Source organism: Enterobacter sp. Taxon_2 (assembly GCF_058355295.1).
The window spans coordinates 331,857-358,372 of the sequence record NZ_CM178024.1 but is presented as its reverse complement, the minus strand read 5'-3'; the positions used below and the strand labels follow the sequence as shown (position 1 = coordinate 358,372).

Genomic DNA, 26,516 nt, shown 5'->3' with positions numbered 1-26,516 from the left:
GAATCTCAAATTACCATCACTTTCCGCAGCGCCTGCGCCAGCTGCACCCGCGTAAACGGCTTACGCAGTAACGGAACGTCCGGCAGCTGAGGATTATGCGTGGGTCGTAAATCCTGGCCGCTGATCAGCAGCACCGGAAGCTGCGGATAATGATTACGCACATGGTTTATCACCTCGGCTCCGCTGAGGCTGCCGGGCAACATCAGGTCGCTGATAAACATGCCAATATCCGGTGACGCCGCCAGCATGCTCAGCGCCTGCTCGCCGTTGTCCGCTTCCAGCGTCAGATAGCCGAGCTGATGCAGCTGCTCGCACAGGGTCTGACGGACATCCGCCTCATCCTCCAGCACCAGAACCAGGCGCTCGCTCTCGACGGAGGCGGTGGCTGACAGCGCTTCATCATCTGCAGCGGCGGGCTGCGTCGAGCGCGGGAGGTGAAGCCGCACGGTCGTCCCCTGTCCCGGCGCGCTTTCAATCTCCACGCGCCCACCGGACTGGCGCACAAAGCCATAGACCATCGACAGGCCTAACCCGCTCCCGCTTCCGGTCTGCTTGGTGGTGAAGAACGGTTCAAAGACCCGGGATTTCACCTCCTGCGACATGCCGCTGCCGCGGTCAATGACCTCCAGCGCCACCATATCCTGCCTGCGACCGTCGCTGCGGGTGACACGCTGATTCCAGGTGCGAATTTTAATCACCCCGCTTTGCCCTTCCATCGCATCACGCGCGTTCATCACCAGATTGATGATGGCGTTTTCCAGCTGGCTGACGTCTATCCACGCGGGCCAGGCCGGTGATTGCGCTTCAATCTCCAGGGTCAGGGTGGCGGGCAAGGAGTGGCGCATCAGTTCCCGAAGATTCTCCAGCAGCGGCAGCATCTCTACCGCATGTGGCGTCAGGGATTGCTTGCGGGAAAACGCCAGCAGGCGCTGGGTCAGTAAGGCGCCACGCTCGGCCGCCTTCAGCGCCCGGGTAATGCGCGGCGCATCTTTTGATTCGGGGTCGGTGAGCTCAAGGCTGCCGATGATCACCGCCAGCAGGTTGTTAAAATCATGCGCCAGCCCGCCGGTCAGCTGTCCGACCGCCTTCATTTTCTGGCTGTGCAGCAGCGCCTCTTCCAGCCCCTGACGCTCGACGCGGTCGATCTCCATCTGCGTGGTTTTTTCTTTCAGCAGGCGCGTGGTGTGCTCAAGCGAGGCGGTATTACGGGCAAAAACGTTAAACGCGCGCGCCAGTTCACCCAATTCATCGCGCCGCTGGAGGGCAGGAACGGAAACATCCTGTTCGCCGTGAGCAAGGCGCGACATCGCCCGGGAAATGGCCGTCAGGTTAGAGGCCAGATTGCGGTAGATATACCAGCAGGCGCACCCGGTGATGATCAGCGCCAGGACGGCGAAGATGCTGATAAACACGCTGATGGATTGCAGCTCGTGATGACTCTGGTCAGTACGAAGCCGGGAGGCCTGCGCCACCTGCCCGACGTACTGATTGATGTCGCTGTTGAGGATCGCCACCAGCGCCTTGATGTGGAACATATACCAGCTTATCGCCAGATCGCTCTCTTCCAGCTGCTTCGATAGCGGGGCGAGTTTGCCTAGCTCGGCATTAAAATCAGGCAGAACCTCCTTCACGACCGGCTGTACGGCATTTCGGGGCAGCGTTGCGGCCACTGCGTCCAGTTGATGAACGGTCGCGCGCGGCGAAGGGGTGTCGATGGCAGCAGCGATCAGCCGATCCATCTCCATCAGCTGCTGCGCATCCGGAACATTGCTGCCATAGCGGCGGTTGATGTTCTGCAGATGACGCAGGTAGCTCTGGCTTTGATATAGCGAGCTGAGCAGCGCGTTACGTTCCAGATGGCGTCGCTGACCGCGCTCAAGCATCTCCGTTACGCTCTGCTGTAACTCATTGCTTCGCTGAATAATGCGCGCCACCAGCGCCGGCTCCTGCTGCGCCAGCGGCGCATCGGCAAGCTGTTCCAGGGAGCGGCGCAGCGCCATTTGCGTCTGCTTCAGGCGCTCGGCTTCCCCTTTGTACTCTAGCGCCCCCACAACCTGCGAGAGCCGCACCGCCGCCGTCGCCACGTTGGCGGTATCGCGGGCCAGGTTCATGCTGCCGGTCATGTCATCCAGCGTTTGCTGCTGAACCTGCTCCTGGATTTGACTGGCGTGACGAAAGCCAAGCACCGCCACGCCGCTCACCATCAGCGTCACGGCGACCACCAGCAGATTAAATATCAGCAGGCGTCCGCGGGCGCTGGCGAAAAACGGGGGGCGTGAAGACATGTTGACTCCGTAACTGTGATCCACATTAGCTATTCATAACTATGACAAATATGAACAGCTTCTGACATTTTGCATTTACGCACCTGTGATGAAGTGCAGAAATCGGCATTCACAGGAGATCCGCCATGAGCAGAACCCCGGTATTAGAGATGCGCAGCATTGCCAAAACGTTTGGCAGTTTCCACGCGCTCAAGGGTGTGGATTTGACGGTTTTCCCCGGTGAGATCCACGCGCTGATGGGGGAAAACGGCGCGGGAAAAAGTACGCTGATGAAAATCCTCGCCGGAGCCTATACCGCCACCAGCGGCGAGATCCTGATCGACGGCCAGCCGTTTCATATTAAAGGGCCGAAAGATGCACTGGCCGCGGGCATCACCCTGATTTATCAGGAGATGCAGCTCGCGCCCAATCTGACCGTTGCCGAAAATATCTTCCTCGGCAGCGAGCTGTCGCGCGGCGGGATGGTGCAGCGCAAAGAGATGGCCGCCCAGGCGCAGGCGGTGATTGACCGTCTCGGCGCGCAGTTCAGCGCCACCGACCTGGTGATGAAGCTGACCATCGCCGAGCAGCAGCAGGTGGAGATCGCCCGCGCGCTGCACCGCAATAGCCGCATTCTGGTGATGGATGAACCCACCGCCGCCCTCTCCTCGCGGGAAACGCATCGCCTGTTTGAACTGATTTTGCGCCTGCGCGATGAAGGAATGGCAATCATCTATATCAGCCACCGCATGGCGGAAGTGTATGAACTCTCTGACCGCGTCAGCGTTCTGCGTGACGGGCAGTACGTCGGCAGCCTGACGCGCGACAAGCTGAATGCCTCTGAGCTGGTGCGCATGATGGTGGGCCGCCCGTTAAGCGACCTGTTCAACAAAGAGCGTGATATCCCCCTCGGCAGCCCGCGCCTCAACGTCCACCACCTCACCGACGGTAAAAAAGTACAGCCGTGCAGTTTACAGGTACGTTCCGGCGAAATCGTCGGGCTGGCGGGGTTGGTCGGGGCCGGACGCTCCGAGCTGGCGCAGCTTATCTTCGGCGTGCGCAAAGCCACGGGCGGCATGATTGAGGTCGACGGCGAGCCGGTGGTGATCCACTCCCCGCGTGCGGCCATCGAAAACGGCATCGGTTTTCTCACCGAGAACCGCAAGGAGCAGGGGCTGTTTCTGGAGCTGGCGGCGCAGGAGAACATCACCATGGCGACGCTGGAACGCGATGCCACCTTCGGCATGCTAAACCGTAAAAAAGCCCAGTCGATTTCCGATGACGCCATTGCCCTGCTTAACATCCGCGTACCGCATTCTCAGGTGCGCGCAGGCGGCCTCTCGGGCGGCAACCAGCAAAAGCTGCTGATCTCCCGCTGGGTGGCGATTGGCCCACGCATTCTGATTCTGGACGAACCCACGCGCGGCGTGGACGTCGGCGCGAAAAGCGAGATCTACCGCATCATGAACCAGATGGCGCGCAAAGGGGTGGCGATTTTGATGATCTCCAGCGAGCTGCCGGAAGTGGTGGGGATGAGCGACAGGGTGTACGTGATGCGTGAAGGAAGCATTGCGGGCGAGCTCCACGGGCGCGACATCTCTCAGGAAAACATCATGACGCTGGCAACCGGCGTGAACGACACTCATCATCAGGCGGTGTAACCATGACACATTCAACCAGTCCGCAGCAGGTGGCGAAATCCGCCTCCGCAAAAAAAATGCTGATGAGCGATCTGATGCAAACGGTCGGCATTTTGCCGATTCTGATCCTGATTGTGGCGGTATTTGGCTTTATTGCCCCGAACTTCTTTACCGAGAGCAACCTGCTCAACATTACCCGTCAGGCGTCGATCAACATCGTGCTGGCGGCGGGAATGACCTTCATCATTTTAACCGGCGGGATTGACCTCTCCGTGGGCTCGATTCTGGGCACCACGGCAGTGGCCGCGATGGTGGTATCTCTCATTCCCGAATTCGCCATGCTCTCCATTCCGGCCGCGCTGATGCTCGGCATGGTGCTGGGCCTGTTCAACGGCGCGCTGGTGGCCTTCGCCGGACTGCCGCCCTTCATCGTGACGCTCGGCACCTATACGGCGCTGCGCGGTGCGGCGTATCTGCTGGCCGACGGCACGACGGTCATTAACTCCAACATCAACTTTGAGTGGATCGGCAATAACTATCTCGGCCCGATTCCGTGGCTGGTGGTGATCGCCCTCGCGGTCATCGCTATCTGCTGGTTCATCCTGCGCCGCACCACTCTCGGCGTTCATATCTACGCCGTGGGCGGCAACATGCAGGCGGCGCGCTTAACGGGCATTAAGGTCTGGCTGGTGCTGCTGTTTGTCTACGGCATGAGCGGTCTGCTCTCCGGCCTCGGCGGCGTCATGAGCGCCTCACGCCTGTACAGCGCTAACGGCAACCTCGGCACGGGTTACGAGCTGGATGCGATTGCGGCGGTGATCCTTGGCGGCACCAGCTTCGTCGGCGGGATCGGCACGATCACCGGCACGCTGGTCGGCGCCCTGATCATCGCCACTCTCAACAACGGCATGACGCTGATGGGCGTCTCCTACTTCTGGCAGCTGGTGATCAAAGGGGCGGTGATCATCATAGCGGTGCTGATCGACAAATACCGTACCCGACACCATCAAAGTGCATAACAACAACACCCTACAGCTTCGAGGAAAACCATATGCGTTTGAAACCGTTAGTGACCGCGCTCTGTGCTGGCGCGCTGCTTGCCGCAACGCCGTTTGCGCAGGCAAAAGATCTGAAGTCCATCGGCGTGACGGTGGGCGATCTGGCCAACCCGTTCTTCGTGCAGATCACCAAAGGTGCCGAGCTGGAAGCGCGCAAGCTGGCTGGGGATAACGTCAAGGTGACGCTGGTTTCCAGCGGGTACGATCTGGGCCAGCAGGTGGCTCAGATCGACAACTTTATTGCCGCGAAGGTAGACATGATCATCCTCAACGCCGCGGATTCCAAAGGGATCGGCCCGGCAGTGAAGCGCGCGAAGGACGCCGGGATCGTGGTCGTGGCAGTTGACGTGGCGGCGGAAGGGGCTGATGCCACCATCACCTCCGATAACACCCAGGCGGGCGAAATGGCCTGTAAGTACATTACCGACCGCCTGAAAGGCAAAGGCAACGTGGTGATCATCAACGGGCCGCCGGTCTCAGCGGTGCAAAACCGCGTGGAAGGTTGCCAGACGGAGTTCAAAAAACACCCGGATATCAAAGTGCTCTCGGATAACCAGAACGCCAAAGGCAGTCGTGAAGGCGGTCTGGAAGTCATGACCTCCCTGCTGGCGGCCAATCCGAAGATCGACGGCGTGTTTGCGATTAACGATCCGACGGCGATCGGCGCCGATCTGGCCGCGAAGCAGGCGCAGCGCAATGAGTTCTTTATCGTCGGCGTGGATGGTTCCCCGGACGGTGAGGAAGCGCTGAAGCGCGAAAATTCGCTGTTTGTGGCGACCCCAGCGCAGGATCCGCAGGTGATGGCGGCAAAAGCGGTGGAGATCGGCTATGACATTCTCCAGGGCAAACCTGCGCCGAAAGCGCCCGTGCTGATCCCGGTGACGATGATCGATAAAAAGAACGTCGGCACGTATAAGGGGTGGACGGTTAAATGATCCTTTTCCCTCTCCCGCAGGGAGAGGGAACTGTTTTCAAGGAGTCCCCATGAAACGCTCCGACATCAATGAAATTCTCGGCCACACGCGGCAGTTCTTTTCCATGCACGACGTTCATCTCCCGCCTTTTGCCAGCTTTCCGCCAACAAAATGGCAGCAGCTTGACCAGGCCGCGTGGCAGGAAGTGTTCGACCTCAAGCTCGGCTGGGACGTGACGGCGTTTGGCGGCAATAACTTTGCCGCTGAGGGCCTGACGCTGTTTACCCTGCGCAACGGCTCGCCCAACGGCGTGCCGTATGAAAAAGGCTATGCCGAAAAAATCATGCACGTGCGCGACGGCCAGGTGACGCCGATGCATTTTCACTGGCGTAAGCGAGAAGACATTATCAACCGGGGCGGCGGGAACCTGATTGTAGAATTGTGGAATGCCGGGGCGCATGAAGAGACGGAAAACACCGACGTGACGGTCACCGTCGACGGCTACCGTCAGACCCACGCCCCCGGCAGCCAGCTGCGCCTCACGCCAGGGGAAAGCATCTGCCTGACGCCCGGTCTTTACCACAGCTTCTGGGGCGAACGCGGCTTCGGCGACGTGCTGGTCGGTGAAGTGTCCTCAGTAAACGACGACGAGCACGACAACCACTTTTTGCAGCCCGTTGCCCGCTATAACAACATCGAAGAAGACGAACCGGCGCTGCTGGTGCTGTGCAACGAGTACAACCTGTTTCGGATATAAGGGGTGAATGATGCCATTGATTTCTCTTGCCGACGGTCTTGCGCACGCCAGACAACACCGCTATGCGCTGGGCGCGTTTAACGTGCTCGACTCCCACTTCCTGCGCGCGCTGTTCGCCGCCGCAAAGCAGGAGCGCTCGCCGTTTATCATCAATATCGCCGAAGTGCACTTTAAGTACGTGTCGCTGGATTCCCTTGTCGAAGCGGTGAAGTTCGAAGCCGCCCGTCACGCTATTCCCGTGGTGCTCAACCTCGATCACGGCCTGCATTTTGACGCCGTAGTGCGCGCCCTGCGCTTAGGGTTCAGCTCGGTGATGTTCGACGGCTCTACGCTGAGCTATGAGGAAAACATCCGCCAGACGCGGGAAGTGGTGAAGATGTGCCATGCGGTGGGCGTCTCGGTGGAGGCGGAGCTGGGCGCGGTCGGGGGCGATGAAGGCGGCGCGCTGTACGGGCATGCGGATGAAGCGTGCTTTACCGACCCGCAGCTGGCGCGCGAATTTGTCGATTCAACCGGCATTGACGCGCTGGCGGTTGCTATCGGCAACGCGCACGGCAAATACAAGGGCGAGCCGAAACTCGATTTCCCCCGCCTGGACGCCATCCGTCAGCAGACGGGGCTGCCGCTGGTTTTACACGGCGGCTCCGGGATTAGCGATGCCGACTTCCGTCGCGCGATTGAGCTGGGCATTCATAAAATCAATTTCTATACCGGCATGTCGCAGGCCGCGCTCGCCGCCGTTGAGCAGCGTATGGCAAAGCGCCAGCCGCTGTATGATGAATTTGCCGAGCTGCTGCTGGGGATAGAAGAGGCGATAACCGATACGGTCGCCGAACAGATGCGCATCTTCGGCAGCGCGGGGCAGGCATAATGGAACGCAAAGGCATCATCGCCGCAGGCAATATGCTGGTGGACCACGTCCACCAGATCGTGCAGTGGCCGGAGCGCGGCTGGCTGGCGGAAATCACCCACAGCGAACGCTCAACCGGCGGCGCGCCGCTCAACGTCCTGCTGACGCTGGCGAAAATGCACGCAGGCCTGCCGCTGCAGGCGGTGGGATTGATTGGCGAAGACGGCGACGGGGACTACATTCTGGCGATGCTCGACCAGTACCACGTCAACCGCCAGCGCGTACAGCGCACCACCTTTGCGCCAACCTCCATGTCGCAGGTGATGACCGATCCCAGCGGACAGCGCACCTTTTTCCACTCGCCGGGCGCCAACCGCCTGCTGGATCTTCCCGCCTTCGATCGCTTAGACGGATCGATGAAGATCTTCCATCTCGGCTACCTGCTGCTGCTCGACAGCCTGGATATGCCCGATGACGAATTTGGCACCCGCAGCGCGCGGCTGCTGGCGCAAATGCGCGACCAGGGGTATGAAACGTCGCTCGATCTGGTGTCCCGCAAGGGCGACCCGCGCTACCAGCCGCTGGTGCTCCCTGCCCTGCGCCATCTTGATTATCTGGTCATTAACGAGCTGGAAGCCGGGGAGTTTAGCGGGCTGGAGATGCGCGACGGCAGCGATGCGCTGAACACAGCCCATATTGCTGAAGCCGCCGCACAGCTGCTGGCAGCAGGCGTTCGTCAGCGGGTTGTGATCCACTGTCCGGAAGGGGCATGGGGGGAAGCGCCGGGTGAGCAAGGTCGCTGGATCCCGTCATGGTTACTGGAGCAGAAAGAGATTATCGGCAGCGTCGGCGCGGGCGATGCGTTTTGCGCGGGGTTTTTATACGGTTGCCATGAATCGCTGCCGCTGACAGAGAGTATTTATCTGGCGCACGCCTGCGCGCGGGCAAGCCTGCTGGCAGCCAATGCGATTGACGGTGCAAAAACGCTGGCCGAGCTGCAGGCGTTTATTCGCGAGAGCGTTTAATTTAACAATAATTGCGATATTTCATTACAGTTCTATGAATTTTACATCCCCGAACTACACTCTCTCCATCTGGCATATTCGGCGTGGGTAGTACACTGTCCGCACGCTTTTCCGAAATGAGATAGAAAGAGGACAAGGGAAAAATGTTCGCAGTCATCATCATCGGTATTTTCATTATCAGCGTTATTTATGCGCATTCACGCGGCAAAGAAAAACAGACGCTTTCTCGTCAGCTCTTCGACCATTCGACGTTCATGGCGCCCATCAATATGTTTATGACGACGTTTTCTTCCCTGCCCGCCAGGCAGCCTTTCTTTGAAACTGAACGCTTCCCGGAATTAAATAAGCTGACGGAAAACTGGCTGATTATTCGCGAAGAGGCGCTGCGTTTGCAGCATCATATTAAGGCGGCGGAAAATAATAACGACGCTGGCTTTAACACCTTTTTTAAACGCGGCTGGAAACGTTTTTATCTGAAGTGGTATGCCGATGCCCATCCCTCCGCACAGTCTTTATGCCCGGTGACGACCCGGCTGGTAAGTGAAATCCCTTCGGTGAAGGCGGCCATGTTTGCCGAGCTGCCGGCGGGGGCGAAGCTTGGCAAGCACCGGGACCCTTACGCGGGCTCGGTTCGTTACCATCTGGGCTTATTCACACCGAATGACGATCGCTGCTTTATTGAAATCGACAGGCAGCGCCACAGCTGGCGGGACGGTGAAGCCGTTATTTTTGATGAGACCTACGTCCACTGGGCAGAGAATAAAACGGATCAAACGCGCATTATTCTCTTCTGCGATATTGAGCGTCCGATGAAATGGCGCTGGGCGCAGGCGGTTAACCATTGGGTGGGGACCACGCTAATGTCTGCAGCCAGCTCACCGAATGACGAGAATGACAGCACTGGCGGCATTAACCGCATCTTTAAATACGTTCATGCGGGTCGCGAGCGGGGGCAGCGTCTGAAAAAAAGAAACCGTAAGGCCTATTACGCCCTCAAGTATCTGTGCATCATCACGATTTTTGCCGCCATCATTGTTCCGGCGATAACGTAAGCCTTATGCCGCCTGTTCGGGCCGGCTCACATCGGTGGCAAACACGTAACCCAGCCCGCGTATCGTTTTGATGAGCGCAGGCTGATGCGGGTTAGCCTCTATTTTCCGGCGCAGGCGCATGATCAGCACGTCAATCGTGCGATCGAACACGTCGGCGCTTTCGCTGTGGGTCAGCTCAAGCAGCCGGTCACGGCTCAGCACCCGACGGGCATTTTGCGTGAGCGCCAGCAGCAGGCCGTACTCGCCCTGGGTTAACGGGACGGGATTACGCTGCGGATCGCTCAGCTCACAGCGGGTGGTATCAAGCGTCCATCCGTTAAACGCAATGCCCGCGACGGGCGCTGCAGGGGATTCCGCAGCAAGCACGCCGGTACGGCGCAATACCGCTTTCACGCGGGCGACCACCACGCGCGGGTTGAATGGTTTGCCAATATAATCGTCGGCCCCCATCTCCAGCCCCACCACCACGTCTGACTCACTGCCCAGCCCGGTTAACATCACAACCGGTAGCGCCGGTCGCTGCTTTTGCAGCTGCAGCAGAACCTGCAGGCCGTTGATATCCGGCAGCATCATGTCCAGCAGCACAAGCGCGATATTCGGCTCCTGCTGCACCTGCCGCAGTGCATCCTGGCCGTTATGGCAGACAAGCACGCTAAAGACGTGCTCGCTCAGCACGTCCTGAAGCAGTTCGCAGACTGCCGTATCGTCATCAACCACCAGAATCGCCGGTTTCATCGTATGCTTCCGTCAGGGGATTATGTTAAGTCTGAACCATTCTGCCGTCGGCTCCAGTCAAATGGTTTTTTCAGTGACGGAAATTCAACCCATGTCACATCCACTGCCTTGTCGACACGTCAATTTTGACGATTGGCTGTTTTTTGTCAGGGTTTTCACCGCGAAGGGGCCGTAAAGTCAGGGTATACCCATACGAAAAACATGGCATAGAAGCTGCATAGTGGGTGCGAATGATTCGATTAACTGGAGCAGACTGATGAAAAAAGTCGTCACGGTTTGCCCTTATTGTGCCTCAGGTTGCAAGATCCACCTGGTGGTCGATAACGGCAAAATCGTCCGGGCAGAGGCCGCACAGGGGAAAACCAACCAGGGCACGCTGTGCCTGAAAGGTTACTACGGCTGGGATTTTATTAACGATACCCAAATCCTCACCCCGCGCCTGAAAACCCCTATGATCCGCCGCGAGCGCGGCGGCAAGCTGGAAGCCGTCTCCTGGAACGAGGCGCTGGATTACGTCGCCACGCGCCTGAGCGCCATCAAGGCCAAGTATGGCCCGGATGCAATTCAGACCACCGGCTCTTCCCGCGGGACGGGAAATGAAACCAACTATGTAATGCAAAAATTCGCGCGCGCCGTTATTGGTACCAATAACGTCGACTGCTGCGCTCGCGTCTGACACGGCCCATCGGTTGCAGGTCTGCACCAGTCGGTCGGTAACGGCGCAATGAGTAATGCCATCAACGAGATAGATAATACCGATCTCGTCTTCATCTTTGGTTATAACCCGGCGGATTCTCACCCTATCGTCGCGAACCACGTTATTCGCGCTAAGCAGAATGGGGCGAAAATCATCGTCTGCGATCCGCGCAAAATTGAAACCGCGCGCATTGCGGATATGCACATCGCGTTGAAAAACGGCTCGAACATCGCGCTGTTGAACGCAATGGGGCACGTCATCATTGAGGAGAACCTGTACGACCAGGCATTTGTCGCGACCCGTACGGAAGGCTTTGAAGAGTATAAGAAAATAGTCGAAGGCTATACGCCGGAGTCGGTTGAAGCGATCACCGGCGTCAGCGCGCAGGCGATCCGCCAGGCGGCACGAATGTATGCCGGGGCAAAAACCGCCGCCATCCTCTGGGGTATGGGCGTGACCCAGTTCTACCAGGGCGTGGAAACCGTCCGCTCTCTGACCAGCCTCGCGATGCTGACCGGAAACCTTGGCAAGGCGCACGTCGGCGTGAACCCGGTGCGCGGTCAGAATAACGTGCAGGGCGCCTGCGATATGGGCGCGCTGCCGGATACTTATCCTGGCTATCAATACGTGAAGTTCCCGGAGAACCGCGCCAAGTTCGCGAAAGCCTGGGGCGTGGAAAGCCTGCCGGAACACACCGGGTACCGCATCAGCGAGCTGCCGCACCGCGCGGCGCATGGCGAAGTGCGTGCGGCCTACATCATGGGTGAAGACCCTCTCCAGACCGACGCCGAGCTCTCGGCGGTGCGCAAAGGGTTTGAGGATCTGGAGCTGGTGATTGTCCAGGATATCTTCATGACCAAAACCGCGGCGGCGGCGGATGTGATTTTACCGTCGACCTCCTGGGGCGAACATGAAGGCGTCTACACGGCGGCAGACCGCGGCTTCCAGCGCTTCTTTAAGGCGGTCGAGCCGAAGTGGGACCTGAAAACGGACTGGCAGATCATCAGCGAAATCGCCACCCGCATGGGCTACCCGATGCACTACAACAACACTCAGGAGATCTGGGACGAGTTGCGCAGTCTGTGTCCGGACTTCTACGGGGCAACCTATGAAAAAATGGGTGAGCTGGGGTATATCCAGTGGCCGTGCCGCGATGAGTCAGAGACCGACCAGGGGACGTCGTACCTCTTTAAAGAGAAGTTCGACACCCCGAATGGGCTGGCGCAGTTCTTCACCTGCGACTGGGTCGCGCCGATCGATAAACTCACTGACGAGTATCCGATGGTGCTCTCCACCGTACGTGAGGTGGGGCACTACTCCTGTCGTTCGATGACCGGTAACTGCGCCGCGCTGGCGGCGCTGGCGGACGAACCGGGCTATGCGCAAATCAATACCGCCGACGCGCAGCGCCTTGGTATTGAGGACGACGCGCTGGTGTGGGTGAACTCGCGCAAAGGGCGGATCATCACCCGAGCGCAGGTCAGCGACCGTCCAAACAAAGGGGCGGTCTATATGACCTATCAGTGGTGGATTGGTGCCTGTAACGAGCTGGTAACGGAGAACTTAAGCCCGATAACCAAAACGCCGGAGTATAAATACTGCGCCGTCAACGTTGAGCCGATTGCGGATCAGCACGCGGCGGAACAGTACGTGATCGACGAATATAACAAGCTGAAAGCCCGACTGCGCGAAAGCGCAATGGGTTGATGCCGTTAATTAAACGATGAATAAAGGGAGTGAAATATTCACTCCCTTTTTATTTCCGCTTAATCCATTAAAAATATCAATTATTATTCTGGAAAGCGGCTCGCAGAAATAATGTAATTTTCGCGAAAAGAAATTACATCTTTGCATTTTAATTCAGAGAGATAAGATGTGCGGCGGGTGCTTAAGACTTTCTGTCTTGAGCATTGTTGAGGGACAGAAAGCAGGAAGCCCCGGGAAATTTTCATTTACCCGAGGCTACTCCCTCAACTCCGACAAGTTGAGAGTAGCCTCTTATTCTTTTTTTGACAAGGAGTAAAAGGCATGACGCCATTAAAAACTGCGTTAGGCATCGTCTTTATTATCTGCCTGACGATAGTGATATTTACCTTTATTACTCGCGGGAAGCTCTGCGAGCTCACAATAAAGAGTGAGCATCAGGAGGTGGCGGCGAAATTAGCCTGCGTCGCAGGCTAACCTCTGCGGGCGGAACAACGGTTCCGCCCGGCTTGTAGGATGCTGAGGTCTTAATGCACCCATTTTTTTCTTTTGCGCCCGCGATTATACTGCGCGGCGTGTACCCAGATGATAAGAATCCATGAAAGCCATTTTTCTGTTGTTAGTGTTTTTAACGTCCTTCGCCCGCGCGGATGAGATAGGCAGCCAGTATCAGAAGCAGGCGGAAGCCGGCGATGCGCGTGCCCAGTATTATCTTGCTGATACGTACTTCAGCTCCGGTGACAGCAAGCAGGCCGCGCTGTGGGCAGAGAAAGCCGCAAAAGGCGGCGATGTCGACGCCATGGCTCTGTTGTCGCAAATCCTTTTTACGCAGGGCGATTACGCACAGGCCAAAGCCCTGGCCCAACAGGCAAACATTGCTGGCAGCAAACGCGGCGCGATCATGCTGGCGCGCATTCTGGTGAATACTCAGGCGGGGAAAACTGACTACCCCCAGGCCATCAGACTGCTGCAAACGGCAACCGAAGATATCGACAGCGACTCTGCGGTCGATGCGCAACTGCTGCTGGGGCTGATTTATGCCAACGGCGTAGAGGTGGCCCAGGATGACGTGCAGGCCGCCTCGTGGTTCAAGCGGAGTTCAGCCCTTTCGCGTACGGGCTACGCCGAGTACTGGGCGGGGATGTTGTTCAGGCAGGGCGAGAAAGGCTTTATCACGCCAAATAAGCAGAAAGCACTGTACTGGTTGAACCTGAGCTGCACGGAAGGGTTTGATACGGGATGCGAAGAGTTTGATGCGTTAAGCGGGGAGTAAAGTGCCGGGTGGCGGCTTCGCCTTACCCGGCCTACAAAACCCGTAGGCCCGGTAAGCGCAGCGCCACCGGGCTTAGGATGTTACTGGTCAGCCGTCTTATCAAAACGACCCAGCACCTCGCGTTCATACGCCAGCGCTTTTTTGCGGTCGAATTTGTGCTCCCACTTGGCGATAACCAGCACCGCCAGGGCATTACCCACCACGTTCAGCGCCGTACGCGCCATGTCGAGGATACGGTCCACACCGGCGATAAATGCCAGACCTTCCAGCGGAATACCGACGCTGCCAAGCGTTGCCAGCAGCACCACGAACGAAACGCCCGGAACGCCTGCAATACCTTTGGACGTCACCATCAGCGTCAGTACCAGTACGATCTCCTGCCAGAGCGACAGGTCAATGCCATACAGCTGCGCAATAAAGATAGCGGCGATACTCTGGTACAGCGTTGATCCGTCCAGGTTAAAGGAGTAACCGGTCGGCACCACGAAGCTGGTGATCGACGCTGGCGCGCCGTAGGCTTCCATCTTCTCAATAATACGCGGCAGCACGCTCTCAGAGCTTGCCGTGGAGTAGGCCAGAATCAGCTCATCTTTCAGGATACGAATCAGGATCCAGATGCTCAGCCCGCACAGACGTGCCACGATCCCCAGCACCACCAGCGCGAAGAACAGGATGGCGAAGTGCACCAGGATCACCAGCTTCGCCAGCGGCCACAGGGAGGCAAAACCGAAGTTCGCCACGGTGACGGCGATAAGCGCAAACACCCCTACCGGCGCGTAGCGCATCACCATGTGGGTCACTTTAAACATGGTTTCGGAGATAGAGCGGAACACGGTGACCAGCGGCTCACGGTGCGTCGCCGGCAGAGAAGAGAGCCCCAGACCAAACAGCACCGAGAAGAAGATAATCGGCAGCATCTCGCCCTTCGCCATCGACGCCACGATGTTGGTCGGCACCAGCGACAGGATAGTGCCCATCAGGCCGTGCGCGTGGCTCTGCACGTCAGCGGTCGTACTTTGGTATTTCGAAATATCCACCGTAGCCAGCTGCGACATATCAATCCCGGAACCCGGCTGGAACACGTTCGCCAGGGTGATACCGAGAATGATCGCCACCGTAGTGATCACTTCGAAATAGATAATGGTTTTCGCACCAATACGACCTAACTGCTTCGCATCGCCGACGCCCGCAATACCGACCACCAGCGTCGAGATCACAATCGGTACTACAATCATCTTGATCAGATGAATAAAGATATCCCCTGCCGGTGAAAGCAGGTTCGCAATCAGCCATTCGCGGCTGTCGCTGTGATAGTGAAGGTAACTGCCCAGCAAGATGCCCAGCACAAGGGCGATTAAGATCTGCCAGGCAAGGCTGACTTTAACGTTTTTCATAGAAACTGACTTCCTCAATGAGCGCCTTATTCACGCAAACTGCATGAATATGGAGACATACTGAAAGGGTATGAATTGTGTTGCGTTGGTTTATGGGATTTTTTAACGCGGCGTATGAGTATCATTTGCGCGACCTGTTGCGCAAGCCTTAAAGAACGACGCGTTTCACTCACAAAAGCGACGATGACGGGAGTTTGTTCTACTTCTTATAAATAACCTTTTGTTATAAAAACGCTTTTTTAAACATAAATGTGAATAATCGTCAGCATAAATTATTTTCCTTCAAAGTTTCATTCGCTCATTTTTCATACTCTTCAAACAATGCGTGATCTGTAGCCCAAATACTAAACAAAGCTTGTAAAGCCCCTACAATTAACGTTTTTGCGACATATTATTAACATCTTACAAGGAGAAAAAAAGCCATGAGCCAAATCCACAAACATGACATTCCCGCAAATATTGCGGACCGTTGCCTGATCACCCCGGAGCAGTACCACGAGAAATATCAGCAATCTATCACCGCCCCGGACACCTTCTGGGGTGAGCAGGGCCATATCCTTGACTGGATCAAACCTTATCAGAAGGTGAAGAACACCTCCTTTGCGCCCGGCAATGTCTCCATTAAATGGTATGAAGATGGCACCCTGAACCTGGCGGCGAACTGCCTTGATCGTCACCTTGCCGAGCGCGGGAATGAGACGGCGATTATCTGGGAAGGCGATGATGCCTCGCAGAGCAAACATATTACCTATAAAGAACTGCACCGTGACGTATGCCGCTTCGCCAACGTTCTGCTGGAAAAAGGCATTCAAAAAGGCGACGTGGTCGCTATCTATATGCCGATGGTGCCGGAAGCGGCGGTGGCCATGCTGGCCTGCGCGCGCATCGGTGCGATTCACTCAGTGATTTTTGGCGGGTTCTCACCAGAGGCGGTTGCGGGTCGTATTGTCGATTCAAGTTCAAAACTGGTGATCACCGCCGATGAAGGCGTGCGCGCCGGACGCGGTATCCCTCTGAAGAAAAACGTCGACGAAGCGTTGAAAAACCCGAACGTCAAAACGGTCAGCAACGTCATCGTCCTTAAGCGTACCGGCGGCAAGATCGACTGGAACGAAGGTCGCGACCTGTGGTGGAGCGACCTGATTGAAAAAGCGAGCGACCAGCATCAGCCGGAAGAGATGAACGCAGAAGATCCGCTGTTCATTCTTTATACCTCCGGCTCCACCGGTAAGCCAAAAGGCGTACTGCACACCACCGGCGGCTATCTGGTCTATGCGGCCACCACCTTCAAATACGTCTTCGACTACCATCCGGGCGACATCTACTGGTGTACCGCCGACGTGGGCTGGGTCACCGGACACAGCTACCTGCTGTACGGCCCGCTGGCCTGTGGCGCAACAACGCTGATGTTTGAGGGCGTACCCAACTGGCCGACCCCGGCGCGTATGTGCCAGGTGGTCGATAAGCACCAGGTCAATATTCTCTACACCGCGCCAACGGCGATCCGCGCATTAATGGCGGAAGGCGACAAAGCCATCGAAGGCACCGACCGCTCTTCATTGCGCATCCTCGGTTCCGTGGGCGAGCCCATTAACCCGGAAGCCTGGGAGTGGTACTGGAAGAAAATCGGCAACGAGAAATGCCCGGTGATGGACACCTGGTGGCAGACCGAAACCGGCGGTTTTATGATCACCCCGATGCCGGGCGCCACGCAGCTGAAGGCCGGTTCCGCGACCCGTCCGTTCTTCGGTGTGCAGCCTGCGCTGGTGGATAATGAAGGCAACCCGCTGGAAGGCGCCACCGAAGGCAACCTGGTGATCACAGACTCCTGGCCGGGTCAGGCGCGTACCCTGTTCGGCGATCACGATCGCTTCGAGCAGACTTACTTCTCGACCTTTAAAAACATGTACTTCAGCGGCGACGGCGCGCGTCGTGACGAAGATGGCTATTACTGGATAACCGGGCGCGTGGACGACGTGCTGAACGTCTCCGGCCACCGTCTGGGCACCGCGGAGATTGAATCAGCGCTGGTGTCGCATCCGAAGATTGCCGAAGCCGCCGTTGTCGGTATTCCGCACAACATCAAAGGCCAGGCGATTTACGCCTATGTCACCCTGAACCACGGGGAAGAGCCGTCGCCAGAGCTCTACGCTGAGGTGCGCAACTGGGTGCGTAAAGAGATTGGCCCGCTGGCGACGCCGGACGTGCTGCACTGGACCGACTCGCTGCCGAAAACCCGCTCCGGCAAAATTATGCGTCGTATCTTGCGCAAAATCGCGGCAGGGGACACCAGCAACCTCGGTGATACCTCAACGCTCGCGGATCCTGGCGTGGTGGAAAAACTGCTCGAAGAGAAGCAGGCCATCGCAATGCCATCATAACTGTTTTCTCCCTCTCCCCGTGGGAGAGGGCCGGGGTGAGGGCATCAGTCCGCACCTTCCTCCCCTCACCCTAACCCTCTCCCCAAAGGGGAGAGGGGATAAAACAAACCAACCTTACCTCTGGAGAACTCTGTGATGAATAACGATATTTGTCAGCAGATAGAGAATAGTGCGCACTACAGGGAGCTCGTCGATAAGCGGCAACGGTTTGCCTTCATCCTTTCCATCATCATGCTGATTATCTATGTCGGCTTTATTTTGCTGATCGCCTTTGCCCCACACTGGCTGGGCACCCCGTTGCACGAGGGGACCAGCGTGACGCGCGGCATTCCGATTGGCATTGGCGTGATTGTGATTTCATTCTTGCTGACCGGCGTCTACGTCTGGCGCGCGAACGGTGAATTCGATCGTCTTAATAAAGCGGTACTGCAAGAGGTAAAAGCATCATGAAGCGAGTTCTGACGGCGCTCGCCGCCACACTTCCCTTTGCCGCCCACGCGGCGGATGCCATTACCGGCGAGGTACAGCGCCAGCCGACCAACTGGCAGGCGATTGTGATGTTCCTGATTTTCGTGGTGCTGACGCTGTATATCACTTACTGGGCGTCGAAACGCGTGCGCTCCCGTAACGATTACTACACCGCAGGCGGCAACATTACCGGCTTCCAGAACGGGCTGGCGATTGCGGGTGACTTTATGTCCGCCGCCTCGTTCCTCGGCATCTCCGCGCTGGTCTACACCTCCGGCTATGACGGTCTAATCTACTCCCTCGGCTTCCTCGTCGGCTGGCCGATCATTCTGTTCCTGATTGCCGAGCGCCTGCGCAACCTGGGCCGCTATACCTTCGCTGACGTGGCCTCGTATCGCCTGAAGCAGGGGCCGATTCGCACCCTCTCCGCCTGCGGCTCGCTGGTGGTAGTGGCGCTGTATCTGATTGCGCAGATGGTGGGCGCGGGTAAATTGATCCAACTGCTGTTCGGCCTGAACTACCACATCGCGGTGGTGCTGGTGGGCGTACTGATGGTGATGTACGTGCTGTTCGGCGGCATGCTGGCGACGACCTGGGTGCAGATCATCAAAGCCGTGCTGCTGCTGTTCGGCGCCAGCTTTATGGCCTTTATGGTGATGAAGCACGTCGGGTTCAGCTTCAATAACCTGTTTACCGAAGCCATGGCGGTCCACCCGAAAGGGGAAGCAATCATGAGCCCGGGTGGGCTGGTGAAAGACCCGATATCGGCGCTTTCACTGGGTCTCGGACTGATGTTCGGTACCGCGGGTCTGCCGCATATTCTGATGCGCTTCTTCACCGTGAGCGACGCGCGTGAAGCGCGCAAGAGCGTCTTCTACGCCACCGGTTTCATGGGTTACTTCTACATTCTGACCTTTATCATAGGCTTTGGCGCGATCATGCTGGTGGGGGCGAACCCGGCATTTAAAGATGCCGCAGGCGCGCTGATTGGCGGTAACAACATGGCGGCGGTGCACCTGGCGGACGCGGTGGGCGGTAACCTGTTCCTCGGCTTTATCTCTGCCGTGGCTTTCGCCACCATTCTTGCGGTGGTTGCGGGTCTGACGCTGGCCGGGGCGTCGGCGGTCTCGCATGACCTCTACGCCAACGTCTTCCGCAAAGGCGCGAGCGAGCGCGATGAGCTGAAGGTCTCCAAAATCACCGTGCTGGTGCTGGGCGTGGTGGCGATTCTGTTAGGCATTCTGTTCGAGAAGCAAAACATCGCCTTTATGGTGGGGCTGGCCTTCTCCATTGCGGCAAGCTGTAACTTCCCGATCATCCTGCTCTCCATGTACTGGTCGAAACTGACCACCCGTGGCGCGATGATTGGCGGCTGGCTGGGGCTGCTGACGGCGGTGATCCTGATGATTCTGGGCCCGACGATCTGGGTGCAGATCCTCGGTCACGCAAGCGCCATCTTCCCGTATGAATACCCGGCACTGTTCTCCATTGCCGTGGCGTTTATCGGCATCTGGTTCTTCTCGGCCACCGACAATTCGCCGGAGGGTAATCTGGAGCGCGAAAAATTCCGCGCCCAGTTTATTCGTTCACAAACCGGTCTCGGCGTCGAGCAGGGCCGCGCGCACTAAGCCTTTCTCCCCGGCCATTCTGGCCGGGGAGCTTAAAACATCACCCACGCCACCAGCGGTGCAACCAGCACCATCACCACGCCCGACAGCATCATCACCAGGCTCGCGACAACCCCCTCCTGCTGGCCCAGCTCATACGAACGTGCCGTGCCCGCCCCGTGCGACGCCGCGCCGAACCCTGCCCCTTTCGCCATGCCTTCGCGAATGGAAAGCCGCAGGAACAGCATATCGCCCACTGCCATCCCAAAGACGCCCGTCACCACCACAAACAGCGCCACCAGGTCCGGCTGCCCGCCGAGCGGTTTAGCCGCCGCCAGCGCAAACGGCGTGGTCACCGAGCGCACGGCCAGGCTGCGCTGAATTTCATCGGGCAGCGTAAACAGTCTCGCCAGCCAGACGGAGCTACAGACCGCGACCACCGTGGCGGTGATCACCCCTGCGCTGAGCGACATCCAGTGGCGTTTGATAATCGCCAGGTTGTCGTAAACGGGCACGGCAAAGGCGATGGTCGCCGGGCCGAGCAGCCACAGCAGCCAGTGGGATTCGCCAATGTAGTTCTGCCAGGAAATGTGGCCAAAGACCAGCATCAGCACCAGCAGGATCGGCGTGAAGACCAGCGGCATCAGCGGCAGGGCATGGAAACGACGATACAGCCGCTTGTTGGCAAAATAGATCCCGAGCGTCGCAATCAGGCACAAGACGCTTATCTGAAAGTTAGTCATGTTTGTGCCTGCTGATTTCAAAGCGGTAGACTTTATCCACCACCCAGGCGGTCGCCCCCAGCACCATCAACGTACTCAGCGCGATCACCGCAAAGATTCGCCAGCCGTCCACCATCAGCAGCTGCGCATAGTTCACCACCGCCACCACGGCGGGGACAAAGAACAGCAGCATCTCCGCCAGCAGCCAGCGCGCCCCGGCGCGCACCCAGTTAAGGGGGATCACGCGACACAGAATAAGCGTAAGCATCAGCAGCATCCCCACCAGGTTGGCAGGCAGCGGCAGGTGGAGCCAGCCGACAAGATATTCGGCAAAAACAAACAGTCCCGCGTAGAGCAGTACCTGAACCGGGACCTGGAGTCGTTGAACAACGGCAGGCGTAACACGGCTTAACGCCACGGCCATGGGGGTTTTCCTCAAAAATGAGACGAGGCGCCAGTATAGTGAGCGCACGGTGTGGACTGAAATGAATTAAAATCATCAAAGGTATAGTTTCGAGGAATAATCATGGACATAAGAACGCTGCGCTATTTTGTCGAAGTGGTTCGTCAGCAAAGTTTTACCCGCGCAGCGGAGAAGTTGTTTGTCACCCAACCCACTATCAGCAAGATGCTGAAAAACCTCGAAGATGAACTGAACTGTACCCTGCTGATCCGCGACGGGCGCAAGCTGCTGCTGACCGACACCGGACGCGTGGTGTTCGAACGCGGGCTGGCGATTCTGGCGGAGTTCCGCCAGTTGGAAGCGGAGCTGGACGATATAAACCATTTGACGAAAGGGGTGCTTCGCCTCGGCATTCCCCCGATGGTCGGCATGATGATGGCCGGGCCGATTAGCCTGTTTCGCCAGCGTTATCCCGGCGTAGAGCTGAAGATTTCGGAGTTTGGTGGGTTAACCGTCCAGCAGGCCGTCACCAACGGAGAGCTCGACGTAGCAATGACCGCCCTCCCCGTTGAGGAAGAGAGCGGCCTGGCGACGCTTCCGCTCTTTAGCCACCCGCTGTGCGTGCTGGTGCCCCGCTCCGGCGACTGGCTGAAGAGGGAGTCGGTGAAGCCTGAACTGCTCGGCGAGCACCCTCTGCTGATCTACAACGAAGACTTCGCCCTCAGCCGCCAGCTGATGACGCTGTTTAACCAGCATAACGTGAAGCCACGCATTGCAGTACGCAGCGGGCAGTGGGATTTCCTGGCGGCGATGGTGCAGGCCGGCGTGGGGATTGCCATTCTGCCGCAGCCGATTTGCGAGCGTCTGGATAAAAACACGCTGCGCTGGATCCCGCTGGAGAGCGATCTACACTGGCAGTTGGGGATGATCTGGCGTGAAGGGGTGTATTTGTCGCAGAGCGCGCAGGCGTGGCTGCAGTGTTGTGAGGGGTTTTGGGTGCGGTCTGAATAGTGCCCGGTGGCGCTGCGCTTACCGGGCCTACGTTCGAACCGTAGGCCGGGTAAGGCGAAGCCGCCACCCGGCAAAACAGCGCTACTGATTCTCTATCAACAGCGCTTCCAGCAGATCCAGATCGTGCAGCAGTTTTTGCAGCGTCTCGTTGCTGATCTGGCGCGTGGCGCGCAGGTGATACAGCTCGGCACGCTCGGAGCGCAGCGCCGCCAGACGGAACCGACGCTCAAGGTTCTCCTCCTGCAGCGAGCTTTCCACGTCGTTACGCCCGTCCGCGCGACGGCGCAGGTTACCAATCACGCGGGAACTCACTTCCGTCAGCAGCTGATTGTCGATGTTCTCTTCCGCATCCGCGGCCAGGCGTTCTTCCATTTTCTGGATAGCGACAATCGCCACTTCGGCGGTAGCCGCCCGCGCAATACGCTCCTCTTTATGCTGCTGGGTCGAATCACCGGCATCAATATGCTGGAGTAAAATCGGCAGCATAATCACGCCGACAAACAGTGAGAACAGAATCACGCCCGCCGCCAGGAAGACCAGCTCGTAGCGCGCCGGGAAGACGTCGCCCGTCGGCAGCAGCAGCGGAATGGAGAGGACACCGGCAAGGGTGATCGCCCCGCGTACGCCCGCAAAAGAAGCAATCAGCAGTTCACGCGTTGTCCACGAGCCGAACTCCATCGGCTTTTTCTTCAGGAAACGGACGCTGAAGTTTTTCATCGTCCACAGCCAGCCGAAACGCACCAGCATCAGTGCCAGGTAGATCAACACGATGTCGGTAAACAGCATCCAGACCTCAACGTTCGGGTCGGCTTCGGCCGCCACCAGCGAGGATTCCATAATGCCCGGCAGCTGCAGGCCCAACAGCAGGAATACCATGCCGTTAAAGACAAACTCCAGCATGGCCCAGGTGCTGTTGGCACGCAGACGCATGGCCAGCGGCGCGCGGCGCATCACGCCGGAGCGGGTAATGGTCATCCCTGCCGCCACTGCCGCCAGAATGCCCGATACGCCGATATGTTCGGCAATCAGATAAGAGGCAAACGGCAGCAGGAACAGCAGTACGATCTGCGTAGCGGGTTCATCGCCGCCCCAGCGGCTGAGGAAACGCAATGAGCGGCCGTACAGCCAGCTCACCACGAAGCCCGCGAGAATACCGCCAATCGCCACCTTGAAGAACTCCAGCGTCGCGCCGCCGACGGTAAAGACCATCGTGCCCATCGCAACGGCCACGGCAAACTTCAGGGCAACCAGGCCGGAGGCGTCGTTCATCAGCGCCTCCCCCTGTAAAATCCCCATGATTTTCTTCGGAATACGGCCTTCACCCACAATGCCGGACAGCGCCACGGCATCGGTTGGCGACAGCACGGCGGCCAGCGCAAAAGCCGGTATTAACGGAATGCCCGGTACCGCCCAGTAGATCAGAAAACCAATCCCGACGACGGTGACCACCACCAGCGCCAGCGCCAGGCCGAAGATCTCGCGCCCGTGCTCAAGGAATTCGCGCGTGGGCGTTTTCCAGCCATCGGCAAACAGCAGTGGCGGGATAAACAGCACGAGGAACAGTTCGGGGTCAAATTCCACGTGCAGGCCAAACGTCGGCCACGCCAGCAGCGCGCCGATGGCAATTTGCATTAATGGCAGGGGGACCTGAAAGGGCAGTACGCGTGTAACCACCCCGGATAGCGAGACCACAAGGGTCATGATGAGTATTGTGAAGAAGATTTCCATGCGTTCCCTGTTTGCTGTGTTGCTTATGTACTCCGGAAGGCGTCGTGCCTTTTATTCTATCTTCCCCAGAGTAACGCAAAAGGCAACAGGATGAGTCCTGAAAATAAAAACGGGCGGCCTGAGCCACCCGTTTTCGCATCAATGGACAACTTAGATTGCCCAGCCGCCCGCGTAGAACGCCACCAGCGCAACGGCGATAATCACGGTGCCGATATTCAGCTTGCGCCACTCACCGGAGACCAGACGACCAATCACCAGCGAAGCGAAGCCGATCATAATGCCGGTCACGATGTTACAGGTCAGCACGATAAAGACTGCGGTGATCAGGCCGGACATCGCGTCCACGAAGTCTGCAAAGTCGATTTTCGCCACGTTGCTCAGCATCAGCAGGCCAACGTACATCAGCGCTGGCGCAGTCGCATACGCCGGAACCAGATAGGAGAGCGGAGAGAGGAACAGGATCAGCATGAACAGCACGCCGACGGTGATCGCCGTCAGGCCGGTTTTACCGCCTGCCGCCGTACCCGCTGCGGATTCGATGTACACCGCCGCAGGTGCCGCACCCACCAGGCCAGAGAAGACGCTGCTCAGGGAGTCAGTGGTCAGCGCTTTGCCGCCATCAATAATCTGACCGTCTTTATCCAGCAGGTTCGCCTGACCGGCCACCGCGCGGATGGTACCGGTCGCGTCAAACACTGCGGTCATCACCAGCGCCAGCACGCTTGGCAGGATCACCGGGTTCAGCGCGCCGACAATATCCAGGCTGCCAATCAGGGAGTTGCCTTTGTCATCGCTCAGCGACGGCATGGCGAAAATGCCGGAGAAATGGACGTTCGGATCGAAAATCAGGCCAACAATGGAAACGCCGATAATGGTCAGCAGAATGCCGCCCGGGACTTTCAGTTTTTCCAGACCGATAATCACCGCCAGACCGATCAGCGACATAATCACCGGGAAGCTGGCGAAGTGGCCCAGCGCCACCGGCAGACCGTCCAGCGGGTTCTTGATGACCAGACCGACGCCGTTGGCGGCGATCAGCAGCAGGAACAGGCCGATGCCGATACCGGTACCGTGCGCCACGCCCTGCGGCAGGTTGCGCAAAATCCAGCTACGGATGCCGGTCGCTGAAATCACGGTAAACAGCACACCCATCAGGAACACGGCACCCAGCGCAACCGGTACGCTGATGTGCTGGCCCAGCACCAGGCTGAACGCGGTAAACGCGGTCAGAGAGATGGCGCAACCAATCGCCAGCGGCAGGTTCGCCCACAGGCCCATCACGATGGAGCCTACGCCGGCCACAAGGCAGGTTGCCACAAAGACAGCCGCTGGCGGGAAGCCTGCTTTGCCCAGCATGCCCGGCACAACGATGACGGAGTAAACCATCGCCAGAAACGTTGTCAAACCGGCAACGATCTCCTGGCGCACGGTGCTGCCGCGGGCCGAAATTTTAAACATGGCGTCAAGTGAACCGCCAGTACGCGCAGATGGCGTAGACATAGAAAACATCCCCTGAGAGTTTTTTAGGAAGTCCGTAAGCGAGGTGGAGACGCCGCTGCCAGCTAAACGTCAAATCCTTGTGTTGCGTTTGCGACGAAAGGGCGTCACAAAAAAAGCAAACGTTTAGCTCCGCGCTTACAAACGGGTGGTCAAATTAAGGCAAACGATTATCTAGCCTAATCCCCGCCCTTTTCAACTGAACTTTATCGTTTTTCGCTAAAATTCACTTATGACGCTGAAGAAATAAACAGAGGATGCGCAAACGTTATCGTCTATGCGCAATTTGTTTACATTTCAGTCCTCGCCCGGGATAGATAACGGCCCCCCTTGCTCCAGAGTTCTTTGCCAGCCAGGGCTGCTCTCAACTTTTGTCTTCCAGGCCTGAATATGCGGCAGATTAGCGATACCGCCGCGCGCCAGCAGGGCAAAGATCGGAAAGCTCATCTGAATATCGGCCATGCTGAGCGCATCCCCGGCAAACCAGCTGTTTTTGGCAAGGTGCGACTCAATAAAGCGCGCATGGGTTTCCAGTTGACGGTTGAGGTACGCTTTCTGCACCCCCTGCCCCAGCGCTTTGCCCAAAGTTCTGATACCAAACGGCACCGGCGGCTTGCCGAGGCTGTTGAAGACCAGCTTCATTAACAGCAGCGGCATCAGGGATCCTTCCGCGTAGTGCAGCCAGAAGCGGTACTGCACCTTATGCGCCGGATCTAAAGGCTTAAGCCGCGACTCGGCATCGTACGTTTCCTGCAGATACTCCAGAATGGCGCCTGACTCTGCGAGAATCAGTCCGTTATCTTCGATGACCGGTGATTTGCCCAACGGATGCACTTTTTTGAGAGCCTCAGGTGCCAGCATGTTCTTTTCACGCTGATAGTGAACGATCTCATAAGGCAGGCCGAGTTCTTCCAGCGCCCAGATAACGCGATGCGAGCGCGACTGGTTTAGGTGATGTACCGTGAGCATGGTTTTCTCCTGGTTATTCATACTTTTTAACTATAGAAAATTGAACAACACCGCGAAAAAAATTCGGCTAAAAACCGGTCAGCGAGGCTGGCGAAAAAACGGGTCTTGCATAGAATTAAAGTGTCAGCACAATCCGGAACCTCCCCAACCAGCTCGACACGAGGGGTGCTGACGTCGGGGGAAACCCTCCCGTGAACCAGCGGGATAGAGTGAAAGACAAAGACCGGGAAAAACTAAAGCGCCCTTATGTGGCGCTTTAGTTCTTTATGTGCTTTTTGCGGGTGGCGCTTCGCTTACCCGGCCTACGTTCTCGGTTTTGTAGGCCGGGTAAGGCGCAGCCGCCACCCGGCAAACCGGCCGCACAATC

General features: G+C 57.8%; 22 protein-coding genes. 14 read left to right on the top strand and 8 right to left on the bottom strand.

The genetic code is table 11. The features are described from left to right. Positions 1-5: 5 nt before the first annotated feature. Positions 6-2,285: an ATP-binding protein gene (locus AC4IC4_RS01610; RefSeq protein WP_491472032.1), complete on the bottom strand. Its 2,280-nt coding sequence runs from the start codon at positions 2,283-2,285 to the stop codon at positions 6-8. A 125-nt stretch (positions 2,286-2,410) separates the two neighbouring features. On the opposite strand from AC4IC4_RS01610, the gene AC4IC4_RS01605 reads away from it, so the two are divergent. The 7 genes from AC4IC4_RS01605 (at position 2,411) to lpxO (ending at position 9,560) form a co-directional block, all read left to right on the top strand. Continuing rightward, positions 2,411-3,925 carry a sugar ABC transporter ATP-binding protein gene (locus tag AC4IC4_RS01605; RefSeq protein ID WP_023334199.1) on the top strand — a complete coding sequence of 505 codons (1,515 nt, stop codon included), beginning with the start codon at positions 2,411-2,413 and terminating at the stop codon, positions 3,923-3,925. A 2-nt stretch (positions 3,926-3,927) separates the two neighbouring features. After that, positions 3,928-4,923: an ABC transporter permease subunit gene (locus AC4IC4_RS01600; RefSeq protein WP_048990313.1), complete on the top strand. Its 996-nt coding sequence runs from the start codon at positions 3,928-3,930 to the stop codon at positions 4,921-4,923. Positions 4,924-4,955: 32 nt separating this feature from the next. Next, the gene (locus tag AC4IC4_RS01595; protein ID WP_021242935.1) at positions 4,956-5,897 is read left to right on the top strand and encodes an ABC transporter substrate-binding protein; all 942 of its coding nucleotides are present in this window, start codon (positions 4,956-4,958) and stop codon (positions 5,895-5,897) included. A gap of 49 nt (positions 5,898-5,946) precedes the next feature. After that, a complete protein-coding gene (locus AC4IC4_RS01590) occupies positions 5,947-6,633 on the top strand; it encodes a D-lyxose/D-mannose isomerase (protein ID WP_491472031.1) in 687 nt (228 codons plus the stop codon). A gap of 10 nt (positions 6,634-6,643) precedes the next feature. Beyond that, entirely contained in the window at positions 6,644-7,504 is an 861-nt protein-coding gene (locus tag AC4IC4_RS01585; RefSeq protein ID WP_491472791.1) for a ketose 1,6-bisphosphate aldolase, read from the top strand. Next, positions 7,504-8,508 (top strand): carbohydrate kinase family protein, encoded by a 1,005-nt coding sequence (locus AC4IC4_RS01580; protein ID WP_032650620.1) that lies wholly within the window; start codon positions 7,504-7,506, stop codon positions 8,506-8,508. The genes AC4IC4_RS01585 and AC4IC4_RS01580 overlap by 1 nt, the downstream gene beginning before the upstream one ends. A gap of 143 nt (positions 8,509-8,651) precedes the next feature. After that, positions 8,652-9,560, top strand: coding sequence for a lipid A hydroxylase LpxO (gene lpxO / locus AC4IC4_RS01575; protein ID WP_491472030.1), 909 nt, complete (start codon positions 8,652-8,654; stop codon positions 9,558-9,560). 3 nt (positions 9,561-9,563) lie between these two features. On the opposite strand, the gene AC4IC4_RS01570 is transcribed toward lpxO, so the two are convergent. Then, a complete protein-coding gene (locus AC4IC4_RS01570; protein ID WP_024906738.1) occupies positions 9,564-10,295 on the bottom strand; it encodes a response regulator in 732 nt (243 codons plus the stop codon). 256 nt (positions 10,296-10,551) lie between these two features. Here AC4IC4_RS01570 and fdhF point away from each other — a divergent pair, with 256 nt between their 5' ends. The 3 genes from fdhF (at position 10,552) to AC4IC4_RS01555 (ending at position 13,969) form a co-directional block, all read left to right on the top strand. Then, positions 10,552-12,699: a formate dehydrogenase subunit alpha gene (fdhF, locus tag AC4IC4_RS01565; protein WP_081758227.1), complete on the top strand. Its 2,148-nt coding sequence runs from the start codon at positions 10,552-10,554 to the stop codon at positions 12,697-12,699. Between the two features lie 321 nt (positions 12,700-13,020). Next, positions 13,021-13,173, top strand: a complete 153-nt coding sequence (locus AC4IC4_RS01560) for a Hok/Gef family protein (RefSeq protein ID WP_013095084.1) — start codon at positions 13,021-13,023, stop codon at positions 13,171-13,173. Positions 13,174-13,294: 121 nt separating this feature from the next. After that, complete coding sequence (locus tag AC4IC4_RS01555; RefSeq protein ID WP_032650614.1) at positions 13,295-13,969, top strand: tetratricopeptide repeat protein; 675 nt, start codon at positions 13,295-13,297, stop codon at positions 13,967-13,969. Between the two features lie 80 nt (positions 13,970-14,049). On the opposite strand, the gene gltP is transcribed toward AC4IC4_RS01555, so the two are convergent. Continuing rightward, positions 14,050-15,363, bottom strand: coding sequence for a glutamate/aspartate:proton symporter GltP (gltP, locus tag AC4IC4_RS01550; RefSeq protein ID WP_024906735.1), 1,314 nt, complete (start codon positions 15,361-15,363; stop codon positions 14,050-14,052). Between the two features lie 422 nt (positions 15,364-15,785). Between gltP and acs the strand changes: the two genes are divergently transcribed. From acs to actP, 3 genes are all read left to right on the top strand, one after another. Next, positions 15,786-17,744: an acetate--CoA ligase gene (gene acs / locus AC4IC4_RS01545; RefSeq protein ID WP_032650613.1), complete on the top strand. Its 1,959-nt coding sequence runs from the start codon at positions 15,786-15,788 to the stop codon at positions 17,742-17,744. A 135-nt stretch (positions 17,745-17,879) separates the two neighbouring features. Next, positions 17,880-18,194 (top strand): DUF485 domain-containing protein, encoded by a 315-nt coding sequence (locus tag AC4IC4_RS01540; RefSeq protein WP_024906733.1) that lies wholly within the window; start codon positions 17,880-17,882, stop codon positions 18,192-18,194. Beyond that, positions 18,191-19,840 carry a cation/acetate symporter ActP gene (gene actP / locus AC4IC4_RS01535; RefSeq protein ID WP_024906732.1) on the top strand — a complete coding sequence of 550 codons (1,650 nt, stop codon included), beginning with the start codon at positions 18,191-18,193 and terminating at the stop codon, positions 19,838-19,840. Before AC4IC4_RS01540 ends, actP begins: the two co-directional genes overlap by 4 nt. Positions 19,841-19,872: 32 nt before the next feature. Here actP and AC4IC4_RS01530 read toward each other — a convergent pair whose 3' ends face one another. Further along, on the bottom strand, positions 19,873-20,562 hold the full coding sequence (locus AC4IC4_RS01530) for an LrgB family protein (protein ID WP_024906731.1): 690 nt from the start codon (positions 20,560-20,562) through the stop codon (positions 19,873-19,875). Next, a complete protein-coding gene (locus AC4IC4_RS01525; protein WP_021242769.1) occupies positions 20,555-20,965 on the bottom strand; it encodes a CidA/LrgA family protein in 411 nt (136 codons plus the stop codon). Before AC4IC4_RS01525 ends, AC4IC4_RS01530 begins: the two co-directional genes overlap by 8 nt. 102 nt (positions 20,966-21,067) lie before the next feature. On the opposite strand from AC4IC4_RS01525, the gene AC4IC4_RS01520 reads away from it, so the two are divergent. Continuing rightward, positions 21,068-21,955 carry a LysR family transcriptional regulator gene (locus tag AC4IC4_RS01520; RefSeq protein ID WP_024906729.1) on the top strand — a complete coding sequence of 296 codons (888 nt, stop codon included), beginning with the start codon at positions 21,068-21,070 and terminating at the stop codon, positions 21,953-21,955. Positions 21,956-22,036: 81 nt separating this feature from the next. On the opposite strand, the gene AC4IC4_RS01515 is transcribed toward AC4IC4_RS01520, so the two are convergent. The 3 genes from AC4IC4_RS01515 to AC4IC4_RS01505 form a co-directional block, all read right to left on the bottom strand. Continuing rightward, complete coding sequence (locus AC4IC4_RS01515) at positions 22,037-23,683, bottom strand: Na+/H+ antiporter (protein ID WP_024906728.1); 1,647 nt, start codon at positions 23,681-23,683, stop codon at positions 22,037-22,039. 150 nt (positions 23,684-23,833) lie between these two features. Then, the gene (ghxP, locus tag AC4IC4_RS01510; RefSeq protein WP_032650612.1) at positions 23,834-25,183 is read right to left on the bottom strand and encodes a guanine/hypoxanthine transporter GhxP; all 1,350 of its coding nucleotides are present in this window, start codon (positions 25,181-25,183) and stop codon (positions 23,834-23,836) included. A gap of 294 nt (positions 25,184-25,477) precedes the next feature. Then, positions 25,478-26,149, bottom strand: a complete 672-nt coding sequence (locus AC4IC4_RS01505) for a glutathione S-transferase family protein (protein ID WP_024906726.1) — start codon at positions 26,147-26,149, stop codon at positions 25,478-25,480. Between the last annotated feature and the right edge of the window lie 367 nt (positions 26,150-26,516).

What these genes read in the sequence shown, in the direction of transcription:
- AC4IC4_RS01560 (WP_013095084.1), top strand. Translation starts at nt 13,021, where the DNA reads ATGACGCCATTAAAAACTGCGTTAGGCATCGTCTTTATTATCTGCCTG.
- AC4IC4_RS01530 (WP_024906731.1), bottom strand. Translation starts at nt 20,562, where the DNA reads ATGACTAACTTTCAGATAAGCGTCTTGTGCCTGATTGCGACGCTCGGG.
- acs (WP_032650613.1), top strand. Translation starts at nt 15,786, where the DNA reads ATGAGCCAAATCCACAAACATGACATTCCCGCAAATATTGCGGACCGT.
- ghxP (WP_032650612.1), bottom strand. Translation starts at nt 25,183, where the DNA reads ATGTCTACGCCATCTGCGCGTACTGGCGGTTCACTTGACGCCATGTTT.
- AC4IC4_RS01525 (WP_021242769.1), bottom strand. Translation starts at nt 20,965, where the DNA reads ATGGCCGTGGCGTTAAGCCGTGTTACGCCTGCCGTTGTTCAACGACTC.
- lpxO (WP_491472030.1), top strand. Translation starts at nt 8,652, where the DNA reads ATGTTCGCAGTCATCATCATCGGTATTTTCATTATCAGCGTTATTTAT.
- AC4IC4_RS01590 (WP_491472031.1), top strand. Translation starts at nt 5,947, where the DNA reads ATGAAACGCTCCGACATCAATGAAATTCTCGGCCACACGCGGCAGTTC.
- AC4IC4_RS01570 (WP_024906738.1), bottom strand. Translation starts at nt 10,295, where the DNA reads ATGAAACCGGCGATTCTGGTGGTTGATGACGATACGGCAGTCTGCGAA.
- AC4IC4_RS01580 (WP_032650620.1), top strand. Translation starts at nt 7,504, where the DNA reads ATGGAACGCAAAGGCATCATCGCCGCAGGCAATATGCTGGTGGACCAC.
- gltP (WP_024906735.1), bottom strand. Translation starts at nt 15,363, where the DNA reads ATGAAAAACGTTAAAGTCAGCCTTGCCTGGCAGATCTTAATCGCCCTT.
- AC4IC4_RS01520 (WP_024906729.1), top strand. Translation starts at nt 21,068, where the DNA reads ATGGACATAAGAACGCTGCGCTATTTTGTCGAAGTGGTTCGTCAGCAA.
- AC4IC4_RS01585 (WP_491472791.1), top strand. Translation starts at nt 6,644, where the DNA reads ATGCCATTGATTTCTCTTGCCGACGGTCTTGCGCACGCCAGACAACAC.
- AC4IC4_RS01540 (WP_024906733.1), top strand. Translation starts at nt 17,880, where the DNA reads ATGAATAACGATATTTGTCAGCAGATAGAGAATAGTGCGCACTACAGG.
- AC4IC4_RS01595 (WP_021242935.1), top strand. Translation starts at nt 4,956, where the DNA reads ATGCGTTTGAAACCGTTAGTGACCGCGCTCTGTGCTGGCGCGCTGCTT.
- actP (WP_024906732.1), top strand. Translation starts at nt 18,191, where the DNA reads ATGAAGCGAGTTCTGACGGCGCTCGCCGCCACACTTCCCTTTGCCGCC.
- AC4IC4_RS01505 (WP_024906726.1), bottom strand. Translation starts at nt 26,149, where the DNA reads ATGCTCACGGTACATCACCTAAACCAGTCGCGCTCGCATCGCGTTATC.
- AC4IC4_RS01600 (WP_048990313.1), top strand. Translation starts at nt 3,928, where the DNA reads ATGACACATTCAACCAGTCCGCAGCAGGTGGCGAAATCCGCCTCCGCA.
- AC4IC4_RS01610 (WP_491472032.1), bottom strand. Translation starts at nt 2,285, where the DNA reads ATGTCTTCACGCCCCCCGTTTTTCGCCAGCGCCCGCGGACGCCTGCTG.
- AC4IC4_RS01605 (WP_023334199.1), top strand. Translation starts at nt 2,411, where the DNA reads ATGAGCAGAACCCCGGTATTAGAGATGCGCAGCATTGCCAAAACGTTT.
- AC4IC4_RS01555 (WP_032650614.1), top strand. Translation starts at nt 13,295, where the DNA reads ATGAAAGCCATTTTTCTGTTGTTAGTGTTTTTAACGTCCTTCGCCCGC.
- AC4IC4_RS01515 (WP_024906728.1), bottom strand. Translation starts at nt 23,683, where the DNA reads ATGGAAATCTTCTTCACAATACTCATCATGACCCTTGTGGTCTCGCTA.